Raw genomic sequence first — 17,001 nt, 5'->3', positions numbered from 1 at the left:
CGCGGATTCGCTGAGCCGCAAGCGCTCGGCGGCCTTCGCCACGCTGCCTTCAGCGAGCAGCGCGTCGAGCGCGGTGAGCAGGTTGAGATCGATGTCGTCGGCCATCGCGGCACGCTAGCACGCGCGCGAGCAGTGCGGATGGCGTCCCGTGCAGGGACTCCCTGCGCCCCGCGCGCTGGTCGCTTCGCCGGGCGGCTCCTATGCTGGACGCATCCCCCTCCGAGCCGCCGTTCCGATGTCCGCCACACCGTCCGCTTCTTCCGCCGGGTCAGCCGCAGCCAAGGCTGACGCCGCCCCGAACGCCACGATCTCAGCAGGGACTGCGCCTGGCCAGCACGGCACCGACACCGACGGCGTCCCGCTGCCGCGCCGCCACGCCGCGGTCGCCGCGCTGCTGGGCGCGATCGCGTTGGTGGTGCTCGATGGCGCGATCGCCAACGTCGCGCTGCCCAACATCGCGCAGACCCTGAACAGCTCGCCCGCCGATGCGATCTGGGTCGCGACGGCCTATCAGCTGGCGGTGGTGATGTTCCTGCTGCCCGCGTCGGCGCTCGGCGAACGGCTCGGTTACCGGCGCGTCTTCGTCGCGGGCGTCTCGCTGTTCACCGCGGCCTCCGGGCTGTGCGCGCTGGCGCCCTCGTTGGGATGGCTCGTGGCGGGGCGATGCCTGCAGGGCCTGGGCAGCGCGGCGGTGATGCCGCTGGGCCTGGCGCTGCTGCGCTTCACCTATCCGAAGCGGCTGCTCGGTCAGGCCATCGCCTACAACGCGCTGGCCGTCGCGGGCCCCTCGGCGGCAGGTCCCGCCATCGGCGCGGCCATCCTGTCGGTGGCGGGCTGGCCGTGGCTGTTCGCGGTGAACCTGCCGGTGGGCCTGCTGGTGCTGATCGCCGCGCGCGGCCTGCCGGCCACGCCCGGCACGCGGCGTCCGCTGGACGTCGTCAGCGTCGCCCTGAACGCGGGCATGTTCGCGGCCTTCGTGCTCGGCGGCGATCAGGTGCTGGCACGTCCGCTGGAAGGGGGCGCGCTGCTCGTCGCCGCGGTCGTCTGCGGGGCGCTGCTGGTCCGTCGCGAACTGCCGCGCGCGGCGCCGTTGATCCCGATCGACCTGCTGCGTTCGCCGTCGTTCCGGATGTCGATCATCGCGTCGGTGTGCTGCTTCACCGGACAGATGGCGAGTTACGTCGCGCTGCCGTTCTACATGCACCACGTGCTGGGATTGAGCGTGCTCGAGACCGGCCTGCTGATGACGCCGTGGCCGCTGGCGGTGATGCTGGCCGCGCCGCTGTCCGGTCGGATGGCCGACCGCCTGCCGACCGCCTGGCTCTGCGCCGCGGGCGCCGGTTGTCTCGCCGCGGGACTGGCGCTCTGCGCGGTCTGGCCGGTGCAGGCGGACCCGCGACCGCCGCTGATCGTCTTCACCGCGCTGGCGGGGCTGGGATTCGGCTTCTTCCAGACGCCCAACAACCGCAACATGCTGCTGTCCGCGCCCAAGGAGCGCAGCGGCGCGGCCGGCGGCGCGCAAGGCGTGGCGCGCCTCACCGGTCAGACGCTGGGCAGTCTGTTGATGGGGCTGCTGTTCACGTGGCTGCCGGCGTCACGGGCCTCGCATGCGGGGCTGGGCATGGCCGCGATGTTCGCGCTGGTGGCGGGGTTGGTGAGCGTGTGGCGAGGGCGCGCGACGTCGCGGTGACGCGTACATTCCTTGACCGAATCGGTGTGGTTTCTGGGGCTGGGTCGAATTCGGGTCTCGCCAGTGGATGGAGACTGATTGCCTCCCGCAGCCCAGAAAGCACCCATCGATGAGTCTCTCAATGCCATTCCTTGATCCGCCACATTCCCAGTCGTACCGGCGGTCTCGAAACAAGGTCAATAAGCAGACGGCCCTTGCACGCGCCTCTGATCGACAGGGATTCCACCTGAACATCTATCTGGTCGAACGGATCACCGCACTGAGCGATGACGTCACGGGCCTCAAGGTGGAAAGCAGGGCCATGAACGGCAGGATCGATCAACTCGACGAGCGCATTGACAGGCTCGAAGTCCGTATCGACAAATTCGAATCCAAAGTCGACAAAGGCTTCGAAGAGACCAACAAGAAGCTCGACACCTTGCTCCACAAGGGCTCTTACCACAAGGGTGCGGCCTGGGCGGTCGGTCTGATACTCGCTGGTATTGGGCCGTGCATTGCATGGGTCGGTTCCAACATGGTCGCGCGGATCAATCTCGCTCCGGCACCTGTCGTCGCGTCCGCTGTGCAGACACCGGCTTCCAGTCCCTGATGACAAAGGACAAAAGACAAAGGCCCGGAGGCTGACGCCATCCGGGCCTTTTGCATGCCGTGGTGGAGATCAGTTGCCGCGGACGGACTTGACCTCGACGGGACGCAGATCGATCGCGGCGCGGTCCAGCACGCCGTTGACGTACTTGTGGCCGTCGGTGCCGCCGAAGGACTTGGCCAGTTCGACGGCCTCGTTGATCGCGACCTTGTACGGGATGTCGATGCAGTTCTTCAGCTCGTACGCGCCGATCATCAGGATCGCGTGCTCGATCGGGGACAGCTCGGTCGTCTTGCGGTCCGCGTGGCGGGCCAGCACCGCGTCCAGATCGGCCGCTTCCTCGATCGCACCGTTGAACAGCTTGTCGTAGTGGCCGCGGTCGGCCTTCTCGAAGCCGTCCTGCTCACGCGTGTGCGCGTCGATCACGCCCAGGTCGTCGCCGGTCACCAGCCACTGGTAGATGCCTTGCAGCGCGTGCTCGCGCGAGCGGCGGCGGGCCGACTTGGCCGGCGCCTTCTTGGCGGCCGGCTTGCCGCCCGTGTTGCCGCTCTTGGGAGCGGGCTTGCCGGCGGGAGAGTTGTCGTTCGTGTTCACTTGAGTTCTTTCAGCAGCTGTGCCATCTCGACGGCAACGGTCCCGGCATCGCGGCCCTTGTCTTCGGCCCGCGCCCAGGCCTGTTCCTCGTTCTCGACCGTCAGGATCGCGTTGGCGATCGGCACGCGGTAGTCGAGCGCCAGGCGCGTCACGCCGGCACCGCTTTCGTTGGCGACCAGTTCGAAGTGATAGGTCTCGCCCCGGATGATGCAGCCCAGCGCCACGAGCGCGTCGAACTTGCCGCTCTCGGCCATGGCTTGCAAGGCCAGCGGCACTTCCAGCGCGCCCGGTACGGTCACATGGCGGATATCGGCGTCCTGGACACCCAGTCGCGCCAGCTCGCCCAGGCAGGCCTTGGCCAGCGCCGTCGTCAGTTCGTCGTTGAATCGCGCCTGGACGATGCCCACGCGCAGGCCGCGTCCGTCCAGTCGGGTCGATTGACCCTTGTCAGATCCTTGCATGCGGTCCTCAGCAATTCTTGTCGTTGGCACCGACCTGGGCAGCCTGGAAGCCGGTCACCTCCAGCCCGTAGCCCGTCATGCTCGGCATGCGGCGCGGGCTGCCCAGCAGCTTCATGCGCTGCACGCCGAGTTCGCGCAGGATCTGCGCGCCCACGCCGTAGGTGCGCAGGTCCATGGTCTGGCGGGTGTCTTCCGAGGCGCTCGGCTGCAGCCGCGCCAGCAGCGCGTCCGCGTCCTCGCCGCAGTTGAGCAGCACCGCCACGCCGGAGCCCTCGCGCTGGATCGCCGCCAGCGCCTGCGGCAGCGGCCAGCTGTGGCCGCACCGGCCGGCATCCAGCAGGTCCATCGCCGAGAAAGGCTCGTGCACGCGCACCAGCACTTCCTGGTCGGGCTGCCATTCGCCGAGCACCAGCGCCATGTGGACGTTGTTCGAGCGGTCGCGGAAGACGTGGCAGTCGAAGCGGCCTTCGCGCGTGTCCAGCGGACGCTGCGCGATGCGCTGCACGATCGATTCGTTGCGGCTGCGGTACTCGATCAGGTCGGCGATGGTGCCGATCTTCAGGCCGTGTTCCTTGGCGAAGATCTCCAGGTCCGGCAGACGGGCCATCGTGCCGTCGTCGTTCATGATCTCGCAGATCACGCCGGCGGGCGTCAGGCCGGCCATGCGCGACAGGTCGCAGCCGGCTTCGGTGTGACCGGCGCGCATGAGCACGCCGCCGTCCTGCGCCTGCAGCGGGAAGATGTGGCCCGGCTGCACCAGGTCGGCCGCGACCGCGCCCTTGGCGACCGCCGCCTGCACGGTGCGCGCGCGGTCGGCGGCGGAGATGCCGGTGGTCCCGCCGGTGGTCGCCTCGATCGAGACGGTGAAGGCCGTGCCGTGCTTGGTGCCGTTGCGCGTGGCCATCGGCGGCAGCTGCAGCAGCTCGCAGCGCTCTCGGGTCAAGGTCAGGCAGATCAGGCCACGGCCATGCTTGGCCATGAAGTTGATCGCCTCCGGCGTGACGTGGTCGGCGGCGAGGACGAGGTCACCCTCGTTCTCGCGGTCCTCTTCGTCGACGAGGATGACCATGCGGCCGGCCGCCAGCTCGGCGACCAGCTCGGGAATCGGTGAAATAGGCATGGGGGCGATTGTAGGCGGGGCGGCCCGGTCCTCCGGGGCGCGGGGTTCCTTGAACGCTACGCGGCGACGGGCCGCAGGCGGAGTCGGAGATCGTTCCCGACGGGTTGGCAGTCGACCCTCTGGAAGCGCGGGGCCCCCTCGAGTGCGGTCAGCCCGCCCAGGTCGACCATCCCCCGGCCTTCGCCCAGCAGCATCGGCGCCACGTAGATCAGCAGTTCGTCGATCAACCCCGCCCGCAGCAGCGAACCGTTGAGCTTGTAACCGGCCTCGATGTGGAGCTCGTTGACCTGGCGCCGGCCCAGGTCGCGGATGGCCGCACCCAGGTCGACCTTGCCTCTGACCGGGTCGGCGACGGACACCAGTTCCGCCCCCTGGGCCACCAGTGCGGCGCCGCGTTCGCCCGGCTCGGCCAGGGCGTGATAGATCAGCAGTTGCCCGGGCGGCGCCAGCAGTCGCGCGGCCGGCGACAGCTCCAGGCGGGAATCGATCAGCACCCGTTGCGGCTGCAGCACGGTGTCGACGTCGCGGACGTCCAGGCGGGGGTCGTCCTCGCGCGCGGTGCCGATGCCGGTCAGCACCGCGCCGGCGCGGCGGCGCCAGGCGTGGCCGTCGCGGCGGGCCTCGGGGCCGGTGATCCACTGGCTCACGCCGTTCGAGAGCGCGGTCCGCCCGTCCAGGGACGCGGCGATCTTCAGCCGCACGAAGGGACGTCCGTGCTGCATGCGGGTCAGGAAACCGATGTTGAGCTCCCGGGCCTCGACGGCGCAAGGATGGTCGGGGGACAGGACCTCCGTGCTGATGCCGGCCTCGCGCATCCGTGCCAGGCCTTGACCGGCGACCTGCGGATTGGGGTCTCCGAGCGCCACGACGACCCGTCCGAGGCCGGCCGCGATCAACGCGTCGCAGCAGGGCGGCGTCCGGCCGTGGTGGGCGCAGGGCTCCAGGGTCACGTAGGCGGTGGCGCCGCGCACGTCCTGACCCCGCGCCTGCGCGTCGCGCAGGGCCATGATCTCGGCGTGCGCCTGTCCGGCGGCCTGCGTGTGACCCTGGCCGAGCACGCGATCCTGGCCGTCGACGATGACGCAGCCGACCCGGGGGTTGGGATCGGTCAGACCGACCGCGTCCTGGGCGAGGCGCACGGCCTCGGTCATCCAGCGGTCGTCGCGCGGGTCGGCGCCCGGTGGCGGGACGGGCGGCAGACCCGCTGGCAGATCAGGCGGCAGATCGGGCGGCAGGACAGGGGGACGGACTTCTTGCATGGCGGGGAGTCTAGCGGCGCGATCCCGGGGGCAACTGCAGCAGCCCGGAGAGGGCCGGATCGGTGAGGGGGAGCAGGCTCTCCAGGGTGACCGACTGGGACCGGCCGGTGCGATCGGTCCACTGCACGCGCAGGCGGACGGAGCGCAGCGGCGTGGGCGCGGACCCGGCGTCCGGCGTGTCCGCGACGCCTTGCCCCAGGGCCTCGGCCGCGAGCGCCGAGCCGCCCGCGATGGAGAACTCGATGTCGGGCCCTTCCCAGGACATCGCGGGGGAGGGGGCGTCCGGTTGCCAGCGCCAGCGCTCGAGTTCATTGTGGGCGAGGCGCAGGGCCTGGTCGTGATGGCGCGCCTCGTCGGCGGCCACGCGCAGCCGGACCTGCAGCGTCATGAGGGCGACCGCGCCGATCGACAGCAGCACGAGCGCGACCAGCGCCTCGATGAGGGTGAAGCCGCGGCATGTCTTCATCGGTATCTTCATCGGTGTCGTCATCGGTGTCGTCATCGTGTCGGCGTCCAGCCGCCGGGTACCGGCAGGAAGCTGCCCATCTGCCGGTGGATGCGATAGAGGACCGCGGCGTCGTGGATCAGTTCGACCGAGCCGGCCTTGTCCACCCGGGTGTCGCTGACCACTGCCCCGCGCAGCGAGGTGGACTGGCCCGCGGGCGGATGCCAGTCGACGCCGTCCCGCGCGTAGAGCACGCCTTGCGGGTGGCCGGGGGCCGTGAGATCCAGACGCCCGTCGACGATCAGCACCAGCGGCGAGCCGTCGAGCGCCGAGGTCGGCCATTGGGACAACTGCGCGTCGCCGTCGATCCAGATCAGGCGCCGGCCGCGCGCCAGCGCCTGGGCCAGCGGACCGCTGCAATCGCCGGCGCAGCGCAGTCGCGCGATGGCGGGCTGGTCGCGGTAACGGGCCGGCGGATAACCGAAGACCCGGAGGAAGCTGCCCGGCCCCTCGACCAGGGCCGACGGCGGCGGCAGGCGCAGGGCGCTGAGCAGCGCCAGTTGCTGGGCCGTCTCGGCCACACCGATCGGCCCGCTTGAAAGGTCGTCGCAGTCGGTCCGGAGGTCGCTGCAGCCGCGCACGATGAGCTTCAACTGCCCCGGCGCTCCCGCGTCGACGAAGCGGATGCTGAACTGCGGCTGCGCCTGGCCATCGGCGCGAGGCCCCGAGACGAGCTCACCAGCGGCCGCGCAGCGGCAGGCCCATCGCAGGGGACCGGCGTTGGCACAGGCGGGCACAGCAGCCGCTGCAGCCGCTGCAGCCGGCGCGGCGGATGCTGGCGGCGATGCCTGCGCGTGATAGTGGCCGTCCGCGCCGATCAGCAGGAAACGGCTGCGGAAGTCCGACGGCGTCGTGACGCCAGCCACCGCTCGCACGGTCGCGGGCCGGCAGGCCTCGTCGATGGCGCCGCCGTTGAGCATGGCGACCGCCCAGGCTGTGCCGGATTCGGCGGCTTCCGCGGCTGCAGCCGCCCGGAGGTCGTTGGCCGCCACACGCTGCGCCGTCACCAGCTGCCGCGCCGCCCACGCGGCCCCGAGCGCGAGCACGCCCAGCAGCACGACGCACATCGCCAGCGTGCCCAGTCCTCGTTGCTTGCCTCGTTGCTTGCGCCGACTCATGGGCAATCTCCAGACATCGCGTGGTTGTGCAACTGGCTGATCAGTTCGAGGCGGTGGCTGACGCGCGGATCGTGCACGGCCTCGGCCTCGACGGTCAGCGTCACCAGTCGCGTGGACAGGGTCGGTGCGCAGCCCGACGCGGCGGAGAGACAGGCCGTGGCGCAGGCATCGCCCAAGGGGTGGCCCTGCGATGCCAACTGCACCTGGAGCTGGCGCACGCGCAATAGATCGGGATCCGTCAGGGGCTGGTAGCGACCGGCGATCAACTGGTCGAGCCGGCCATCGCTCAGCCGCAAGCCCGAGGTCTCGCGCACGCTCGCCCCGCCGGGAGCGGTCCCGTCCCGGGCGAAGCTGTAGCTCACGCGGCGTCCCGAGTCCTCGACGGTGAGATCCGTGTAGGGATTGCGGACCGGCGTGTCCGGGTCGTCCTGCCAGACCCCGTCCTGCGCCCTGTCCCAGAACGCCGCGCGCCGGAGGTCGCGCAGGATGAGCTCGGCCGTGGCGCGCAGTTCCTGCTGGACCTGCAGTTCCAGCATCAGCCGGCGGTGCTCGCCGAGCTGGATGCCGGCCATCGACAAGGCGCCTGCCAGCAGCAGGAGTCCGATCGTCAGGCCGATCATGAACTCGATCAGCGTGAAGCCTCGTGTGGACCTTTGTCGGAAGGCTTTCGGAAAGCCCGCCGGAAGGCCGCGGCCCGTGCGCAAGTGGAGCGTGCGTTTCATGGGGCCTTCTCCCTCATTGCGGCCAGCAGGCCTGGACCTGCTCGGCACCGTGGTCGTCGAACCCCGTCGTGGAGGTGGTCCCGAGCTCCAGCCGGAGCGTCAGCACCCGGCACCGGCGGTCGGCGGACTGCGCGCCTTGCGCAACGGCCTCGGCCTGGTAACGCGTGGCATCGGCCTGGGCAATGCGCAGCCGATAGAGTCCGCCCTTCGTCGTCGCGGGTTGCCCCAGGTCCTCCAGGCGGTCGGCGTAGCGGGGACTGCGCGAGCGGAAACGTTCCTGCGCGAGCTGGATGGCCTGCAGGGCTTCGCGCGCCTCGGCGCGGCGGCCCTGGAGGACCTGGTCCCGGAAGCCGGGCAGCGCCAGCGCGCCCACCACCGCCACGATCGCGAGCACGGTGAGGACCTCGATCAGCGAGAAGCCGCGGCGCTGGATCCCGAACCTTGTCATGCGCGATGTCATGCGCGATGTCATGCGCACCTCGGCAGGCGGTTCAATGCGCCATCGGGCGTGCAGCTGCGCACGCGGCCGGTGATGCTGACGATGTGGTGGACTGAGCCGATGCCGGTCAGGCGCACATCGATCGTGCCGCTGACCGACACGGTCCCCTGGCGTCCGCTGAACAGCATCGAGGGCACGTTGGCGGTGACCTCCGCCTGCCCGCGCTCGCGCACCCAGCGCACCTGCTTGATGGCCTGGGCGTCGGCGCGGCAGGTGGGCGGCGCGTCCACGTGGCAGTCGCAGCCGCCGGCGGTGCCGGTGTGCAGCACATAGCAGCGCCCGCTGCCGGCGACGGCGGACTCATCGCCACCGAATCGCAGGATCACATTGCGGGCGCCCTGGATCGCTTCGCTGCGGGCGAGTTGCAGGTCGCCGAGCACCGCTTGCGCGGCATTGGCGAGGCGCTGGCGCCAGAGCCAGTCGCGCAGGTCGGGACCCGCGAGCGTCGCCACGAGCGCCACCAGCGCGATGCTGACCATCGCCTCGATGAGGCTGAGGCCGCGCGCGGACGCCCGGGCACGGCGGGAGGCCGGGTGGACGCCTGGAGGGTGTGCAGAGCCTGGAAAGGCTGCAGAGATCGGAGAGGCTGGAGAAGTGGAGGGCGGCAAGGAGGATCTCCCGAAGAGTTGCTGAGAACTCTAGGGAGATGGCTTGCGTTCCGCTTCGCCTTCAGGAGGGAAACGCCGGCCCGCTGAAGGGGGCCGGCTTTTGGGGGAGAGATGGGGGATGCGCCTGAAATGACCGTGAAGGCCGCGTGAGCCCCACAGACGCCCCGCACCCTGGCGCTCTGCGCCGCGCGAACTCAGATGTCGCGGATCAACTGCCGGAACTCGTCGACGTCCTCGAACGAGCGGTACACCGATGCGAAGCGCACGTACGCGACCTTGTCGATGCGCTTGAGTTCGCGCATCACGTGCTCGCCCAGCTTGGTCGACGGGATCTCGCGCACGCCCGTGCTGAGCAGCTTCTCCTGGATGCGCTCCAGCGCCGCGTCGATCTGCTCGATGCTCACCGGCCGCTTGCGCAGCGCCAGCGTCATCGACGCGCGCAGCTTGCCCATGTCGAACTCGGCGCGCGTGCCGTCCTTCTTCACGACCATCGGCAGCGCGATGTCCGCGCGCTCGTAGGTCGTGAAGCGCTTGTCACAGGACTGGCAGCGACGGCGGCGACGGACCACGTCGCCTTCGTCGGACTCCCGGGTCTCCGACACTTGCGTGTCGCCGTGACCGCAGAACGGGCATCGCATGCGCCGCGGACCCGCTTCAGCGGTAGACCGGGAACTGACGCGTCAGTTCGGCCACCTGCTCGCGCACGCGGGCCAGGTTGGCCTCGTCGTGCGGGTTGTCCAGCACGTCGGCGATCAGGTGGGCGGTCTTGCGGACCTGCTCCTCCTTGAAGCCGCGCGTGGTCATCGCCGGCGTGCCCAGGCGGACGCCGCTGGTCACCATCGGCTTCTGCGGGTCGTTCGGGATGCCGTTCTTGTTGCAGGTCATGTGGGCGGCGCCCAGGATGGCCTCGGCTTCCTTGCCGGTCAGGTTCTTCGGACGCAGGTCCACCAGCATCACGTGGCTTTCCGTACCGCCGGAGACGATGCGCAGACCGCGCTCGATCAGCGTGTCGGCCAGCACCTTGGCGTTGGCGACGACTTGCTGCTGGTAGGCCTTGAACTCGGGCGTCAGCGCTTCCTTGAAGGCCACCGCCTTGCCGGCGATCACGTGCATCAGCGGGCCGCCCTGGATGCCGGGGAAGATCGCCGAGTTGATCTTCTTGGCGATCGCTTCGTCGTTGGTCAGGATGATGCCGCCGCGCGGGCCGCGCAGGCTCTTGTGCGTCGTGGAGGTCACGACGTCGGCATGCGGCAGTGGGTTCGGGTAGACGCCCGCGGCGATCAGGCCGGCGTAGTGCGCCATGTCGACCATGAAGTAGGCGCCGATCTCCTTGGCGATCTTGCCGAAGCGCTCGAAGTCGATGCGCAGCGAGTACGCCGACGCGCCCGCGATGATCAGCTTGGGCTTCTTCTCGCGCGCCAGCGCTTCCATCGCGTCGTAGTCGATGGCTTCGTTGGCGTCCAGGCCGTAGGAGATGACGTTGAACCACTTGCCGCTCATGTTCAGCGCCATGCCGTGGGTCAGATGACCGCCTTCGGCCAGGCTCATGCCCATGATCGTGTCGCCGGGCAGCAGCAGCGCGGAGAACACGCCCTGGTTGGCCTGCGAGCCGCTGTTGGGCTGCACGTTGGCGAACTCGGCGCCGTAGAGCTGCTTCAGGCGGTCGATCGCCAGCTGCTCGACGATGTCCACGTATTCGCAGCCGCCGTAATAGCGCTTGCCGGGATAGCCCTCGGCGTACTTGTTGGTCAGCTGGCTGCCCTGGGCTTCCATCACCGCCGGAGAGGTGTAGTTCTCCGAGGCGATCAGCTCGATGTGGTCTTCCTGGCGCCGGGTCTCCTGCTGGATGGCGGCGAAGACTTCGGCATCGACGGTGGCGAGGGTCTGTTGGGTGCGGTCAAACATGATGATGTCGGCTCAAGGGTTGGCGCCGCCCGCCCGGCAACGCATAGTCGCGGTCGCGGGTCAAGGATGACGGCGAGGCGGCGACGGATGTCGGAACGACGGCGGCCCAGGCGAACGGCACGGACAGCCGGGGATGTCCCCGGCCGTTCGCGCTTCCCGGTGGTGGCCCACCTCGGGCGACGCCTGTGCGGAGACAGGATCGTCTCCGGGCAGGGCGCCCTGATCGCCAGTTGCGCGAAGTCCGCAGTGTAGCCGCACCGGCTCGGGGCGCCGGCCAACTCGTGACATTGTTCCCCAGGGCGTGGGGCGAAGGCTTCGCCCAATGAAGAACGGGTTCCGATGGGAACCCGTTCTCAAAGGTGCGTGAAGGGCGCGCGATCAGTGCATCACGGCGGTCATCGCGACCTGTTCGCCGGTCGGGGCCGGCGCGGACGCCGGCTCGCGGACCGGACGCGGTGCCGACGGGCTGACATTGCGGCCCTGGGCGACGGCCTTCAGCAGGTCCTGCTCGGCCAGCACGCGCGAGGCGTAGCCGGTGTCGTCGGGCAGGTTGGCGGCGCCGACGTAACGGCGCAGGCCTTCCTCGAGGCTGCCGGCGCGCTGGATGCACTCCTTCAGCACCTGCACGCCGACGCGCAGGTTGGTGACCGGGTCGAAGGCGGCGAAGTTGCCGCCGAAGGCCTCGTACTTGTCGTCGTGGACGCGCGTCATCACCTGCATCAGGCCCTGGGCGCCGACGGCGCTCTGGGCGAACGGGTTGAATCCGGACTCGATCGCCATGATGGACAGGATCAGCGTCGGCTCGACGCGGGCGCGCTGGCCCACGTCCCAGGCTTCCTTCACCAGGCGGCTGACCGGTTCCGGCGCGACGCGGTAGCGCCGGGCCAGGTAGTTGGCCACCAGCGCCTGCTGGCGGGTGAGTTCCTTCGGATCGACCGCGGTGGCGCGGCTGATCGCGTCGGGCTCGGCCATCAGGGCGAGCACGTCGCCGGAGGCTTCGACGCGCGCCTCGTGGCGGGCGTTGAGCCAGCCCAGCACCTGGCCTTCCAGCTGCTGGCGCAGGTCGGCCTGGCTGGCGAAGACCAGCCCGACGGCGACGACGGCGAAGCCCACCAGGGCGAGCGTGTTGTGGCTGACGACCAGGAGGCCCTGGCCGATGTCCTTGACGAAAAGCACCAGGGCGGCTTGCGCCTGGCGGGGCAGGGATAGCAGGTCTGAACGCGCTGTCATGCGACTCCTTTCTCCGACCACACCCGGTGTTTGTCTGGCGAGCCGCTCGAAGCGTTCACTCGCGAAACACCCACCTGGGGGTGGTGATAATGGGCCGGCTCGGGCGTCGTCGACGGCCTGGAGGGCTCTCAGAGGGCTCCAGACTCTTGATGCGACAGACGGGCGATCCAGCGTCCATTGGCAGCACACCGGTTTCGCGTCCCACAGCGAAGACCGGGATAACCCTGGGGGCCAGGGCAGGGCGCGATTCTATGGATCAAAAATAACCCGTCAACCGTATGGGCCTTGTTCTTAACTACTTTGAGTTATGAAGTACCGAGATCTGCGTGACTTTATGGGCGCTTTGGAGGCCATGGGCGAGTTGCGCCGCGTGGCCGAGCCGGTGTCCCCGGTGCTCGAGATGACGGCCGTCAGCGACCTCGTCCTCAAGGCGGAGGGCCCGGCGCTGCTGTTCGAGCAGCCGACCGGCTACCGCATGCCGGTGCTGGCCAACCTGTTCGGCACCCCGAGACGGGTGGCGCTGGGCATGGGCGCCGAGTCGACCACCCAGTTGAGGGAGGTCGGCCAGTTGCTGGCGACGCTGAAGGAGCCGGAGCCGCCGCGCGGCCTGCGCGACGTGGGCAAGCTGGCGCAGATGGGCAAGGCCCTGTGGGACATGAAGCCGTCGCTGGTGAAGCGGCCGGCCTGCCAGGAGCAGGTGATCGAGGGCGACGACGTCGACCTCAAGCGGCTGCCGATCCAGACCTGCTGGCCCGGCGACATCGGCCCGCTGCTGACCTGGGGGCTGGTGGTGACGCGGGGGCCGCAGAAGATCGCGAACCCGCGGCTACGCCAGAACCTCGGTATCTATAGACAGCAGCTGATCGGCAAGCGGCAGCTGATCATGCGCTGGCTGGCGCATCGCGGCGGTGCCCTGGATTTCCGCGACTTCGGCATTGCGAATCCGGGACAGCCGTTCCCCATCGCCGTGGCGCTGGGCGCCGATCCGGCGACCACGCTGGGCGCGGTCACGCCGGTGCCGGACACCCTGTCCGAATACCAGTTCGCCGGCCTGCTGCGCGGTTCGAGGACCGAGGTCGCCGACACCAACGTCGGCGAGGCCGGCCGCATGCTGCAGGTGCCGGCGACGGCGGAGATCGTGCTCGAGGGCCACATCCCGCCCGCCGCGCCGGGCTTCACCGGCCACAGCGAGGACGGCATCCCGCTGAAGGAGAAGGGCGGCTACCTCCACGCGCTGGAAGGCCCGTACGGCGACCACACCGGCTATTACAACGAGCAGGACTGGTTCCCCGTCTTCGAGGTCAACCGGATCACGCAGCGCGACGGCGCGATCTACCACTCGACTTACACCGGCAAGCCGCCCGACGAGCCGGCGGTCCTGGGCGTGGCGCTGAACGAGGTGTTCGTCCCCATCCTCCAGAAGCAGTTCCCGGAGATCGTCGACTTCTATCTGCCGCCGGAGGGCTGCAGCTACCGGATGGCCGTGATCTCGATCAAGAAGGCCTATCCGGGGCACGCCAAGCGGCTGATGTTCGGCCTGTGGAGCTACCTGCGCCAGTTCATGTACACGAAGTTCATCGTGATCGTGGACGAGGACGTGGACATCCGCAGCTGGCAGGACGTGATCTGGGCGATCACGACGCGCATGGACCCGGTGCGGGACACGACGCTGGTCGAGGGCACGCCGATCGACTACCTGGATTTCGCCTCGCCGATCAGCGGGCTGGGCGGGAAGATGGGCCTGGACGCGACCAACAAGTGGCCGGGCGAGACGCCGCGGGAATGGGGCCGGGTGATCGAGATGCCGGCCGAGCAGAAAGCCCGTGCGGCGGATCTCTATCAGCGTTTGTTCGGGGGCTAGGAAACTACGGGTTCTGGGGATGGCTGCTTGAAAGGGCCATCGCACCGACCTAATGTCATTGGGCCTTTTCGGCACTTCAACTGGCGCAGTCTCTGCGCGCCAGGAGCCCTGCGGCAATTCGCCGCGGAGCCCCAAAGGCGGCTGGTCCGCCCACCCCTTCCTCGTCCGGCACGCCCGGCGCGGAGGGGGTTTCTCTTTGGGGCGCCGTCAATGAGGCGCGGTCAATGGCCGCCGACGTAACCCAACCATTCGTAGCCCAGGTAACGCGCCCGCGAGATGCCTTCCTGCGAAGGTAGCAGGTCTCGCCATTCGAACCCGGGCAGCGCCAGGCCGAGCGGCGCGGGGATCACCTCCACCTCCGGCGGCAGCGCCTCGCGGAACGCGCGCATCGCGCGGCGCATGTGGACGTCGTGCGTGACCAGCACGACGCGCCGGATCGACCGCCCGCGCAGCATCTCGGCGGTGAACTGGGCGTTCTCACGCGTGTCGGTGGCGCGGTCCTCCTTGGCCGCGAGCGTGAAGCCGAATTCCTGCGCCGCGGTGCGCTCGGCCAGCGCGGCTTCGGTCAGGCGATCGTCCGACGCATCCCGCGGCGTGCCGCCGGTGAACATCAGCGGGATGCCCGACTGTCTCGACAGCCAGATCCCGTAGCGCAGCCGCTCGATCGACAGGGCCTTGAGCTGCGGGCCGCCGTATTCCGGCATCAGTTTGCGGGCGCCGCCGCCGAGCACGACGATCATCGTTTCCTTCGCGGGAACCTCCTTCAGGCGTTCGACCCGCACCGCCTGCTGCGTCCCCAGCAGGCGGTCCTGCAGCCACAGCGCGCCGAGCTCGGTGCTGCCGACCCAGACGGCGATCAGGCCGGTCGCGAACAGCGCGCCGGAGAGCCAGCGGCGGCGATGCCGCAGCCACCAGGCGAGCAGCAGCAGCGGAAAGGCGCCGGTGGGCGGCAGCAGGAACGCTGCGACCGCGTGTATCAGGTCGTTCATCGAGAGCCGGGGATCGGTGTCAGGTGTTGAGGCCCGCCAGCATAATCAGCTTCCTTGACGACTCGTCCGGGTTTCGCCGGCTGCCCCCGTGTTCTTCTCTGCTCTTCCGGTCTGGCCGCGGCGCGCGCTGCGCGTGCTCGTGGGTCTGGTGCTGTCCGTCATCGCGCTGCTGCTGGCGGCGTGGATCGCGCTGCCGATGTGGATCGAACGGGCGGGCGTCCGGATCGCGTCGGAACAGCTGGGACGTCCGGTCACGCTGGGCGGCGCGAGTTTCACGCCCTGGCGGCTGGCGCTCACGCTGGACGAGCTGAAGATCGCCGGCCCCACCGCCGGCGCGCCGCCGCTGTTCGAGGTCAGGCGCCTGCGCACGGTGCTGTCGCCGCGTTCGTTGTGGCACCTGGCGCCGGTGCTGTCGTCGCTGACGGTGGAGTCGCCGCGGGTGCGCGTCGCGCTGCTGCCCGACGGCAAGACCGATCTGGACGACATCGTCGCGCGGCTGGCCGCTGCGCCCAAGGCGGCGCCCACGCCCGACGACGGGCCCGCCGAGGCGGCGCTCTACAACATCGAACTGAGCGACGGCGAGTTCCGCCTGGACGACCGCACGGTCGGGATGGTCCATGAGCTCCAGGCGCTCCACCTGGGCATCCCGTTCCTGTCGACCTTGGACGCGGACGTCGAAGTCCATGTGCAGCCGCGGCTGTCCGGGCGCCTGAACGGCGTCGGTTTCCAGAGCGAGGGCCAGGCGCAGCCGTTCGCGGACACCCGCAGCGCGAGCATGATGGTGAAGCTCGACGCGCTGGACCTGTCGGCCTACCGCGCGTACTGGCCGAAGGAACTGCCGATGCGACTGGCCAAGGGCCTGGTCGACTCGCAGCTGACGCTGGACTTCAAGCAGCCGCCCCAGCAGCAGCCGGAGGTCAAGGTCAGCGGACGGGCTTCGGTGCGCGAGCTGTCGCTGCAGCGGCGCGCGGCCGGCGAGTCGGAGGGCGGCTGGGAGGACTGGCTGCGCTGGCAGGCGCTGACCGTCGACCTGGCGGATGTGCAGCCATTGAAGCGGCAGGTGCTGCTGGGCGCGGTCAGCCTGAAGCAGCCGGAGCTGCTGATGGGCCGGGACGCGCAAGGGCGTCTGTGGCTGCCGGAGATGCCGGCGGCGAAGGCGGCGCCGACATCGACATCGGCACCGGCGTCCAGCACGGTCGCCGCGGCACCGAAGGCCGCGTCCTCCGAGGCCGCGAAGACGCCGGCCAAGGGCGCGGCCCCGTGGCGCGTCGGCGTTCAGCAACTCGCGCTGGAGGACGGCCGCATCGGCTGGACCGACGAGACGCTCCGGCCGGCCGCCCGGTGGAACATCGACGGCCTGATCCTCAAGGGCAGCGGACTCAACTGGCCGTTGGCCGCGAAGGCCGCGCCCGTGGAGATTGCCGCGACGCTGTCGCCCGAAGGCGCGAAGACCCCGGCCGCGTTCAGCGGCAAGGGGGCGGTCGGTGCGGCGGGCATCGTGCTCGACTGGGCCTTGAAGGACCTCGCGCTGGACGGCTTGGCGCCGTATCTGAAGGCGGCGACGCCGCTGTCCGTGCAGGGCAGTTTCGCGACGCAGGGCGCCGTGCGCGCGGGGCCGGCGGGCGAGGACCTCCGGCTGTCGCTGAAGGCGCTCAGTCTCGATGACGTGCAGCTGGCCGACGGCAAGAAGCCGGTGCTGGCGCTGAAGCAGTTGAGCCTCGACCAGGCGGAACTGGCGCTGGACAGTCGCAAGCTGATCGCCGGTCGCCTGGCGCTGGTGGCGCCGAAGGCGCAACTGGGCCGCGACAAGGCCGGCAAGTGGAGTTGGGACGCCTGGACGGGAACTTCGACCAC

Annotated in this window: 17 protein-coding genes and 1 pseudogene; 4 read left to right on the top strand and 14 right to left on the bottom strand. The window is 69.8% G+C overall.

The window, feature by feature from the left end:
• A pseudogene (locus VF536_RS08115) lies at positions 1 to 105 on the bottom strand (LysR family transcriptional regulator); the annotation flags it as partial.
• Between the two features lie 130 nt (positions 106 to 235).
• Here VF536_RS08115 and VF536_RS08110 point away from each other — a divergent pair.
• Positions 236 to 1,690, top strand: a complete 1,455-nt coding sequence (locus tag VF536_RS08110; RefSeq protein ID WP_331614316.1) for an MFS transporter — start codon at positions 236 to 238, stop codon at positions 1,688 to 1,690.
• Between the two features lie 121 nt (positions 1,691 to 1,811).
• Positions 1,812 to 2,279 (top strand): hypothetical protein, encoded by a 468-nt coding sequence (locus tag VF536_RS08105; protein ID WP_331614315.1) that lies wholly within the window; start codon positions 1,812 to 1,814, stop codon positions 2,277 to 2,279.
• A gap of 69 nt (positions 2,280 to 2,348) precedes the next feature.
• Here the strand turns inward: VF536_RS08105 and nusB are convergent, their stop codons facing one another.
• From nusB to VF536_RS08045, 12 genes are all read right to left on the bottom strand, one after another.
• Positions 2,349 to 2,870 (bottom strand): transcription antitermination factor NusB, encoded by a 522-nt coding sequence (gene nusB / locus VF536_RS08100; protein ID WP_331614314.1) that lies wholly within the window; start codon positions 2,868 to 2,870, stop codon positions 2,349 to 2,351.
• Positions 2,867 to 3,331, bottom strand: a complete 465-nt coding sequence (gene ribH / locus VF536_RS08095) for a 6,7-dimethyl-8-ribityllumazine synthase (protein ID WP_331614312.1) — start codon at positions 3,329 to 3,331, stop codon at positions 2,867 to 2,869. The genes nusB and ribH overlap by 4 nt, the downstream gene beginning before the upstream one ends.
• A gap of 7 nt (positions 3,332 to 3,338) precedes the next feature.
• Positions 3,339 to 4,451, bottom strand: coding sequence for a bifunctional 3,4-dihydroxy-2-butanone-4-phosphate synthase/GTP cyclohydrolase II (gene ribBA, locus VF536_RS08090; protein WP_331614311.1), 1,113 nt, complete (start codon positions 4,449 to 4,451; stop codon positions 3,339 to 3,341).
• Between the two features lie 56 nt (positions 4,452 to 4,507).
• Positions 4,508 to 5,602 (bottom strand): bifunctional diaminohydroxyphosphoribosylaminopyrimidine deaminase/5-amino-6-(5-phosphoribosylamino)uracil reductase RibD, encoded by a 1,095-nt coding sequence (gene ribD, locus VF536_RS08085; RefSeq protein WP_331614317.1) that lies wholly within the window; start codon positions 5,600 to 5,602, stop codon positions 4,508 to 4,510.
• A 118-nt stretch (positions 5,603 to 5,720) separates the two neighbouring features.
• Complete coding sequence (locus VF536_RS08080; RefSeq protein ID WP_331614310.1) at positions 5,721 to 6,176, bottom strand: type IV pilus modification PilV family protein; 456 nt, start codon at positions 6,174 to 6,176, stop codon at positions 5,721 to 5,723.
• Between the two features lie 32 nt (positions 6,177 to 6,208).
• Positions 6,209 to 7,333, bottom strand: coding sequence for a hypothetical protein (locus tag VF536_RS08075; RefSeq protein WP_331614309.1), 1,125 nt, complete (start codon positions 7,331 to 7,333; stop codon positions 6,209 to 6,211).
• Positions 7,330 to 8,055, bottom strand: a complete 726-nt coding sequence (locus tag VF536_RS08070) for a prepilin-type N-terminal cleavage/methylation domain-containing protein (protein ID WP_331614307.1) — start codon at positions 8,053 to 8,055, stop codon at positions 7,330 to 7,332. The genes VF536_RS08075 and VF536_RS08070 overlap by 4 nt, the downstream gene beginning before the upstream one ends.
• 13 nt (positions 8,056 to 8,068) lie before the next feature.
• The gene (locus VF536_RS08065; RefSeq protein ID WP_331614306.1) at positions 8,069 to 8,503 is read right to left on the bottom strand and encodes a type IV pilin protein; all 435 of its coding nucleotides are present in this window, start codon (positions 8,501 to 8,503) and stop codon (positions 8,069 to 8,071) included.
• A 20-nt stretch (positions 8,504 to 8,523) separates the two neighbouring features.
• Positions 8,524 to 9,162, bottom strand: a complete 639-nt coding sequence (locus VF536_RS08060; protein WP_331614305.1) for a GspH/FimT family pseudopilin — start codon at positions 9,160 to 9,162, stop codon at positions 8,524 to 8,526.
• A 194-nt stretch (positions 9,163 to 9,356) separates the two neighbouring features.
• Positions 9,357 to 9,800 carry a transcriptional regulator NrdR gene (nrdR, locus tag VF536_RS08055; RefSeq protein ID WP_067271194.1) on the bottom strand — a complete coding sequence of 148 codons (444 nt, stop codon included), beginning with the start codon at positions 9,798 to 9,800 and terminating at the stop codon, positions 9,357 to 9,359.
• Between the two features lie 16 nt (positions 9,801 to 9,816).
• Positions 9,817 to 11,067, bottom strand: coding sequence for a serine hydroxymethyltransferase (glyA, locus tag VF536_RS08050; protein WP_331614304.1), 1,251 nt, complete (start codon positions 11,065 to 11,067; stop codon positions 9,817 to 9,819).
• Between the two features lie 378 nt (positions 11,068 to 11,445).
• Positions 11,446 to 12,297, bottom strand: a complete 852-nt coding sequence (locus VF536_RS08045; RefSeq protein ID WP_331614303.1) for a transglycosylase SLT domain-containing protein — start codon at positions 12,295 to 12,297, stop codon at positions 11,446 to 11,448.
• A gap of 307 nt (positions 12,298 to 12,604) precedes the next feature.
• Here VF536_RS08045 and VF536_RS08040 point away from each other — a divergent pair, with 307 nt between their 5' ends.
• Complete coding sequence (locus VF536_RS08040) at positions 12,605 to 14,158, top strand: UbiD family decarboxylase domain-containing protein (RefSeq protein WP_331614302.1); 1,554 nt, start codon at positions 12,605 to 12,607, stop codon at positions 14,156 to 14,158.
• Between the two features lie 221 nt (positions 14,159 to 14,379).
• Here the strand turns inward: VF536_RS08040 and VF536_RS08035 are convergent, their stop codons facing one another.
• The gene (locus VF536_RS08035) at positions 14,380 to 15,147 is read right to left on the bottom strand and encodes a YdcF family protein (protein ID WP_331614301.1); all 768 of its coding nucleotides are present in this window, start codon (positions 15,145 to 15,147) and stop codon (positions 14,380 to 14,382) included.
• Positions 15,148 to 15,235: 88 nt separating this feature from the next.
• On the opposite strand from VF536_RS08035, the gene VF536_RS08030 reads away from it, so the two are divergent.
• A partial coding sequence (locus tag VF536_RS08030; RefSeq protein WP_331614300.1) for a DUF748 domain-containing protein occupies positions 15,236 to 17,001 on the top strand: 1,766 nt, incomplete at its 3' end.

The organism is Roseateles sp., assembly GCF_036486225.1.
GTDB lineage: Bacteria > Pseudomonadota > Gammaproteobacteria > Burkholderiales > Burkholderiaceae_C > Roseateles.
Note: the sequence above shows the minus strand (reverse complement) of the source record. Positions and strands in the feature narration are given on the sequence as shown.

What these genes read in the sequence shown, in the direction of transcription:
- VF536_RS08110 (WP_331614316.1), top strand. Translation starts at nt 236, where the DNA reads ATGTCCGCCACACCGTCCGCTTCTTCCGCCGGGTCAGCCGCAGCCAAG.
- VF536_RS08105 (WP_331614315.1), top strand. Translation starts at nt 1,812, where the DNA reads ATGCCATTCCTTGATCCGCCACATTCCCAGTCGTACCGGCGGTCTCGA.
- ribH (WP_331614312.1), bottom strand. Translation starts at nt 3,331, where the DNA reads ATGCAAGGATCTGACAAGGGTCAATCGACCCGACTGGACGGACGCGGC.
- ribBA (WP_331614311.1), bottom strand. Translation starts at nt 4,451, where the DNA reads ATGCCTATTTCACCGATTCCCGAGCTGGTCGCCGAGCTGGCGGCCGGC.
- ribD (WP_331614317.1), bottom strand. Translation starts at nt 5,602, where the DNA reads ATGACCGAGGCCGTGCGCCTCGCCCAGGACGCGGTCGGTCTGACCGAT.
- VF536_RS08080 (WP_331614310.1), bottom strand. Translation starts at nt 6,176, where the DNA reads ATGAAGACATGCCGCGGCTTCACCCTCATCGAGGCGCTGGTCGCGCTC.
- VF536_RS08075 (WP_331614309.1), bottom strand. Translation starts at nt 7,333, where the DNA reads ATGAGTCGGCGCAAGCAACGAGGCAAGCAACGAGGACTGGGCACGCTG.
- VF536_RS08070 (WP_331614307.1), bottom strand. Translation starts at nt 8,055, where the DNA reads ATGAAACGCACGCTCCACTTGCGCACGGGCCGCGGCCTTCCGGCGGGC.
- VF536_RS08065 (WP_331614306.1), bottom strand. Translation starts at nt 8,503, where the DNA reads ATGACAAGGTTCGGGATCCAGCGCCGCGGCTTCTCGCTGATCGAGGTC.
- nrdR (WP_067271194.1), bottom strand. Translation starts at nt 9,800, where the DNA reads ATGCGATGCCCGTTCTGCGGTCACGGCGACACGCAAGTGTCGGAGACC.
- glyA (WP_331614304.1), bottom strand. Translation starts at nt 11,067, where the DNA reads ATGTTTGACCGCACCCAACAGACCCTCGCCACCGTCGATGCCGAAGTC.
- VF536_RS08045 (WP_331614303.1), bottom strand. Translation starts at nt 12,297, where the DNA reads ATGACAGCGCGTTCAGACCTGCTATCCCTGCCCCGCCAGGCGCAAGCC.
- VF536_RS08040 (WP_331614302.1), top strand. Translation starts at nt 12,605, where the DNA reads ATGAAGTACCGAGATCTGCGTGACTTTATGGGCGCTTTGGAGGCCATG.
- VF536_RS08035 (WP_331614301.1), bottom strand. Translation starts at nt 15,147, where the DNA reads ATGAACGACCTGATACACGCGGTCGCAGCGTTCCTGCTGCCGCCCACC.